The following is a 5717-nucleotide window of genomic DNA, read 5'->3' on the forward strand; positions in this document are numbered from 1 at the left end:
ATGCGCCGGCTGAGCTGGGCGAAGCCCAGCCCGGCGGCCTCGCGCTGGCGGTCCAGCAATTCGATCTGCCGCGCCAGGCGCGAGCGGCGCTGCGCCAGCATGGCGTATTCCGCCGCCGCCGATTCCAGCAGCAAGGGCCGCGCCCCGTGCCGCACCAACCGGCTTCCGGGCGGGCGCTGGCGGGGGGCGGGGATGTTCATGCGGCGGCCTCCAGGGCGCAGACGCGGTCGATCATCGCGGCGAGGAGCTGGCGCGGATCGGGCCGCCCCTCGCTGGCGGGGCGCAGGCGGCTGGCCAGGATGTCGGCGCAGAGCTGGCGGAAGCGGGCATCGGCGGCGTCCACCGCGATGCCGTCGCGCGCGGCCACCTGGGCGATCATCAGCGCGGCGCGCATGCTGGGGCGCTGGCTGAACTCCCCGGCCCGCCGCACCGTGCGCACCAGGTCGACGATGCGGGCCGCCGCCGCCGCCTCCAGCCCGGAGCGGGCGGTGATGATGGCCAGCTCCGTCTCCCGGTCGTGATCCTCGAGGTCGAGCGTCACGACCCGGTCCATCAGCGCGTTCTGCGCGTCATGGGTGCCGACATGGTCGGTCGGGTTGGAGGTCAGCAGCAGGCGGAAATCGGGGTGGACCCGCCGGTAGCTCTCGCCGCCGCTGATGCCGGGCAGGATCAGCAGCTTCTCCTCCAGCACCGTCAGCAGCACGTTGTTGGCGGCCGGGGGGGCGCGGTTGAACTCGTCATAGACCAGTGTCGCGCCCTCGGCGCAGGCGATGGAGAGGGCGCGGTCGATCCAGACGGCGCTGGTCTCGCTCTCCACCTTGGTGACGCTGCTGATGTAGCGGTCGATCACCCGGCGGGTGCGGTGGCGCCCCTCCTGGCCGACCAGCCGGCTGGTGTCGAAGGTGGCGTCGCCCACGATCAGCACCACGGGCCGGCCGATCCGCTCGGCCAGGTGCAGGGCGAGGGTGGTCTTGCCGCTGCCGGCGGGGCCGCGGAAATGCACCGGCAGGCCGGTGTCGAGGTAGCGCCCCGCCCGCTCGGCCAGGGCGGCGAGGGAGCCGGTGCGCACGAAATCCGCGCGGGGACGCAGACGCAGCCATGGTTCCTCGGGCGGGAGATCCTGGTCCGGGTGGTCAGGCTTGCGGGAGCGTGGGGCCATGCGGGGAGCGCCTTCTGCGAAGCATCAGCGCGGCGATCCTATGCGAAAAATTTCGACGTTCAAGCGAAATCCCAGGGCGCTGTCGCCGCCCGGGCCAGGCTTAACCGGCCATTATGGGAAGCCCGCTTTACTGCCGCGCGTCCAGGCTCCGGCCTTCCTGCTGTCCGCTCTCACCCCGCGGGCACCCGGAGCCTGCCAATGGGAAGCGAACATGCAATCACGGCCTCCGCCGGTCCCGGTGCCTGGTGCCGAACCCCAGGCCGGCGCCTGGCTCGGCTTCCTGCTGGCCCTCGCCGCCATCGCCATGGCGGGGGGGCTGCTGGCGGAACAGGCCGGCGCGTGGATCGGCGTGCCCTGCCTGATGCTGGTGCTGCTGCTGGGCGGCGGTGGCGTGGCGCGGCAGGCCGGCCGCCTGGCCGCCTGGGCCGGGCAGGCGCAGGGCGCGCCCCCGGCCCTCTGGCTGCCCGGCGGGGCGGCGCTGGCGGCGCGGATCCAGGCGCTGCGGAGCCAGCTGGAGGAATGCGAAAACACCCTGCGCGTGGTGCAGGCCATCCCGGCCCTGTCGCGCCCCGACCCGGTGGCGGCGCTGCGCCACTTCAACGCGCGTGCCCTCGCCCAGGCCTCCGTGCTGATCGAGGAGATGAAGGCCGGCGCCACCGACCTCAGCCGCCACGCGGACGAGGTCGAGCTGTCGACCATGCGGGTCGAGCAGCAGGCGCATGAGGCCACCGCCGAGGCCAGCGCGGCGGCGGCGGCGGCCGATGCGGCGGCCGGGCGCACCGAGCATCTGGTGCAGGCCATCCAGGAGATCACCGCCCAGATCAGCCGCGCCGCCAGCGCCACCGGCGGCATCGCCAACAGCAGCGCCAAGAGCCGCGCCCTGTTCAGCGAGCTGGAGGTGATCGTCGCCAAGATCGCCGAGGTGGCGCGGCTGATCCAGGAGATCGCCGGCCAGACCAACCTGCTGGCGCTGAACGCGACGATCGAGGCGGCGCGCGCCGGCGAGGCCGGCAAGGGCTTCGCCGTCGTCGCCAGCGAGGTGAAGACCCTCGCCGGCAGCACCTCCCACGCCACCAGCGAGATCGCCGAGCGGCTGAACCTGATCCAGGCGCAGACCGCGCAGGTGACCGTGGTGCTCGAAGGCATCGGCACCAGCATCGAGGAGCTGAACGGCGTCGCCACCGCCCTGGCCGCCGCGATGGAGGAGCAGAGCGGCACGGTGCGCGAGATCGCCCGCGCCGCCGGCGCCGCCGCCGGCACCGCCCGCCAGGCCAGCGACCGCATCGGCCAGGCGACGCAGGAGATCGACGAGAACCGCCTGTCGGTGGCGATGATGCACAGCGCCTCCGGCGATGTGCTGGCCACCATGTCGGGGCTGCGCCAGCAATTGGAGCAGGTGCTGCAGGCCGCGCTGGAGGAGGCGGTGGCGCCGCCGCCGGTGGCCGCCAGCCTGCCCGCCCCCCGCCGCCCGGCCCGGGCCCGACGCCCCGAAGCCGGCCGAGGACAAGGCCGGCGACAAGGCGGCGGCGCATGCCGATCCCTCCCTGCCGGTGCAGGCCATCCGCGTCTCGCTCACCGTGCTGGATGAGCTGATGACGCTGGCCTCCGAGCTGGTGCTGGTGCGCAACCAGCTGCTGCAGGTGGCGCGCGGCCAGGCCGACACCCCCTTCGCCGCGCCGCTGCAGCGCCTGTCGCGCATCACCTCCGACCTGCAGGAAGGGGTGATGAAGACGCGCATGCAGCCGGTCTCCGCCGCCTGGGCCAAGCTGCCCCGGCTGGTGCGCGACCTCGGCGCCGAGCTCGGCAAGCGCATCGACCTGTCGATGAGCGGCGGCGACACCGAGCTGGACCGCCAGGTGCTGGAGCTGATCAAGGATCCGCTCACCCATATGGTGCGCAACAGCGCCGACCACGGGCTGGAGATGCCCGAGGAGCGCCGCGCCGCCGGCAAGCCGCTGGCCGGGCGCATCTCGCTCTCCGCGCGCCAGGAGGGCGGGCGCATCGTCATCGAGCTGGCCGATGACGGGCGCGGGCTGAACCTCGCCAAGATCCGCGTCCGCGCGGTCGAGCGCGGCCTGGCCACCGAGGCCGCCGTCGCCGCCATGGACGATGCCGAGGTCGGCCGCTTCATCTTCCGCCCCGGCTTCTCCACCGCCGCCGCCGTCACCGCCGTCTCCGGCCGCGGCGTCGGCATGGATGTGGTGCGCAGCAATATCGAGCGCATCGGCGGCACGGTCGACCTGCAGACGGTCGAGGGCCAGGGCACCACGCTGATCATCCGCATCCCGCTGACGCTGGCGATCATCTCCGGCCTCGTCGTGCAGGCCGCCGGCGAGCGCTTCGCCGTGCCGCAGGCGGCGGTGGTCGAGCTGGTGCGCGTCGGCTCCGGCGGCGCCGCCGTCGAATGGCTGGACGACGCGCCGGTGATCCGCCTGCGCGGCCAGCTGCTGCCGCTGGTGCAGCTCGGCGCGCTGCTGGGTCTCGCGGCGCCGCACCCCTCGGGCTCGGCCGCGCAGGGCTTCGTCGCCGTGCTGCAGGGCGATTCGGCGCGCTACGGGCTGTTCGTCGATGGCGTGTTCGACACCGAGGAAATCGTGGTCAAGCCGGTGGCGCCGATCCTGCGCGACCTGCAGGCCTTCTCCGGCAACACCATCCTGGGCGATGGCGGCGTCATCATGATCCTCGACCCGGCGGGGCTGGCCCGCATGGCCGGCCTCGGCACCGCCCGCAAGGAGGCGGCGCAGGCCGTCGCCACCGCCTCGGAGGAGACCGGCTCGCAGCTGCTGATGTTCCGCGCCGGCGGCCAGGCGACGCCGATCGCCGTGCCGCTCGGCCTGGTGGCGCGGCTGGAGGCGCTGCCCTCCGACAGCATCGAGATCGCCGGCAACCGCCCCTCCGTCCAGTATCGCGGCCAGCTCATGCCGCTGCTGCCGCTCGGCCCCTGGACGCAGCCGCCCGCCGGCGGCACGCAGCATTTGCTGGTGTTCCAGGACGGCAACCGCAGCCTCGGCCTGATGGTGGACGAGATCCTCGACGTCATCGAGGAGCGGCTGGTGCTGCGCCCCTCCAGCGACCGCGCCGGCTTCCTGGGCAGCGCCGTCGTCGCCGGCCGCGCCGCCGATGTGCTGGATTGCGCGCACTGGCTGCGGCTCGGCGACCCGAGCTGGTTCGGCAAGACCGAGCAGGCGGCGCCGCGCGTGCTGGTGGTCGAGGACAGCGGCTTCTTCCGCCAGCTGGTGGTCCCCGCCCTCACCTCGGCCGGCTATGATGTCACCGCCTGCGCCGAGCCCGCCGAGGCGCTGAAGCTGCGCGCCGGCGGCGCCATGTTCGACGTGGTGCTGAGCGACATCGAGATGCCCAACATGGACGGCTTCGGCTTCGTCGCCGAGATCCGCCGCGAGGGGCCGTGGCAGACGCTGCCGGTGGTGGCGCTGAGCAGCCGCTCCAGCCCGGCCGACATCGCCCGCGGCCGCGCCGCCGGCTTCACCGACCATGTCGCCAAATTCGACAGCGAGCGTGTCCTCGGCGCGCTGAGCCGCGCCCTGGCCCACGCGAAGGAAGCCGCCTGATGAGCGCCACCCAGACCCTCACCCGCCCCCAGCCGCGCGGCGAGGCCGCGGAGGGCGAGCCGCGCCTGCTGCTGACCCTGCTGGTCGATGGCCGGCTCTGCGGCATCCCGGTGCCGCGGGTGCGCGACGTGCTGCGCGGCGACCAGATCGCCCGCGTGCCGCTGGCGCCGCCCGGCGTGGCCGGCGTGCTGAACCTGCGCGGCCGCATCGTCACCGCCGTCGACCTGCGCAACCGCCTGGGCCTGCCCCCGGCGGCGAGCGGCGCCGGCGGCATGAGCGTGGTGGTCGAGCATGAGGGCGAGCTGTACAGCCTGCTCGCCGATGATGTGCGCGAGGTGCTGTCGCTCTCGGCCGATGTGCGCGAGGACGCGCCGGCCACCCTGTCGGAAGCCTGGCGCGAGCACACCTCCGCCGTGCACCGGCTGGAGGGCGGGCTGCTGATCGAGCTGGACACCGAGCGGCTGCTGGCCTTCGGCGCGCGCGCCGTGGCGGACACCCGCCGGTGACGCTGGAGCTGCCCGAGGCCCCCGCCACCGCGTCCGGCGGCGCCGCGCCGCTGCGCGTGCTGCTCTGCGACGACAGCGCGGTGATCCGCGCCGCCATGGCGCGCATCCTGCACGCCGATCCGGGCATCCAGGTGGTCGCCCGCGCCCGCCATGGCGAGGAGGCGGTGGCCGCCATCCGCCGTGGCGGCATCGACCTCGCCGTCATCGACATCGAGATGCCGGTGATGGACGGGCTGACCGCCCTGCCGCTGCTGCTGCAGGCCGATCCGGGCTTGCGCGTCATCGTCTGCTCGACGCTGACCACCAAGGGCGCGGCGGCGGCGATGGAGGCGATGCGGCGCGGCGCCGCCGACTGCCTGCCCAAGCCCTCCAGCGACGAGGAGGCCGCCTTCGCGGCCGAGCTGGTGGCGCTGGTGAAGGGCCATGGCGCGCTGCGCCGGCGCAGCGCGCCGACGCCGGCGCTGAACATGCAGGTGGCCCCGC

The 5717-nt window shown here is 74.3% G+C and carries 6 protein-coding genes; 4 read left to right on the top strand and 2 right to left on the bottom strand.

The features are described from left to right. Together HMPREF0731_RS25450 and gvpN are read right to left on the bottom strand one after the other, a co-directional pair. Positions 1–200 (bottom strand): hypothetical protein (locus HMPREF0731_RS25450; protein ID WP_040613115.1); only part of this gene is annotated, 200 nt, incomplete at its 3' end. After that, the gene (gene gvpN / locus HMPREF0731_RS12650) at positions 197–1159 is read right to left on the bottom strand and encodes a gas vesicle protein GvpN (protein ID WP_007004535.1); all 963 of its coding nucleotides are present in this window, start codon (positions 1157–1159) and stop codon (positions 197–199) included. The genes HMPREF0731_RS25450 and gvpN, both read right to left, overlap by 4 nt. A 211-nt stretch (positions 1160–1370) precedes the next feature. On the opposite strand from gvpN, the gene HMPREF0731_RS25945 reads away from it, so the two are divergent. The 4 genes from HMPREF0731_RS25945 to HMPREF0731_RS12670 form a co-directional block, all read left to right on the top strand. Continuing rightward, positions 1371–2747 carry a methyl-accepting chemotaxis protein gene (locus HMPREF0731_RS25945; RefSeq protein WP_157136091.1) on the top strand — a complete coding sequence of 459 codons (1377 nt, stop codon included), beginning with the start codon at positions 1371–1373 and terminating at the stop codon, positions 2745–2747. Continuing rightward, positions 2710–4728: a hybrid sensor histidine kinase/response regulator gene (locus HMPREF0731_RS12660; RefSeq protein ID WP_007004537.1), complete on the top strand. Its 2019-nt coding sequence runs from the start codon at positions 2710–2712 to the stop codon at positions 4726–4728. The genes HMPREF0731_RS25945 and HMPREF0731_RS12660 overlap by 38 nt, the downstream gene beginning before the upstream one ends. Then, positions 4728–5234, top strand: a complete 507-nt coding sequence (locus HMPREF0731_RS12665) for a chemotaxis protein CheW (RefSeq protein WP_007004538.1) — start codon at positions 4728–4730, stop codon at positions 5232–5234. Before HMPREF0731_RS12660 ends, HMPREF0731_RS12665 begins: the two co-directional genes overlap by 1 nt. Then, a partial coding sequence (locus HMPREF0731_RS12670; protein ID WP_007004539.1) for a response regulator occupies positions 5231–5717 on the top strand: 487 nt, incomplete at its 3' end. The genes HMPREF0731_RS12665 and HMPREF0731_RS12670, both read left to right, overlap by 4 nt.

It is taken from the genome of Pseudoroseomonas cervicalis ATCC 49957 (assembly GCF_000164635.1).
Lineage (GTDB): Bacteria > Pseudomonadota > Alphaproteobacteria > Acetobacterales > Acetobacteraceae > Pseudoroseomonas > Pseudoroseomonas cervicalis.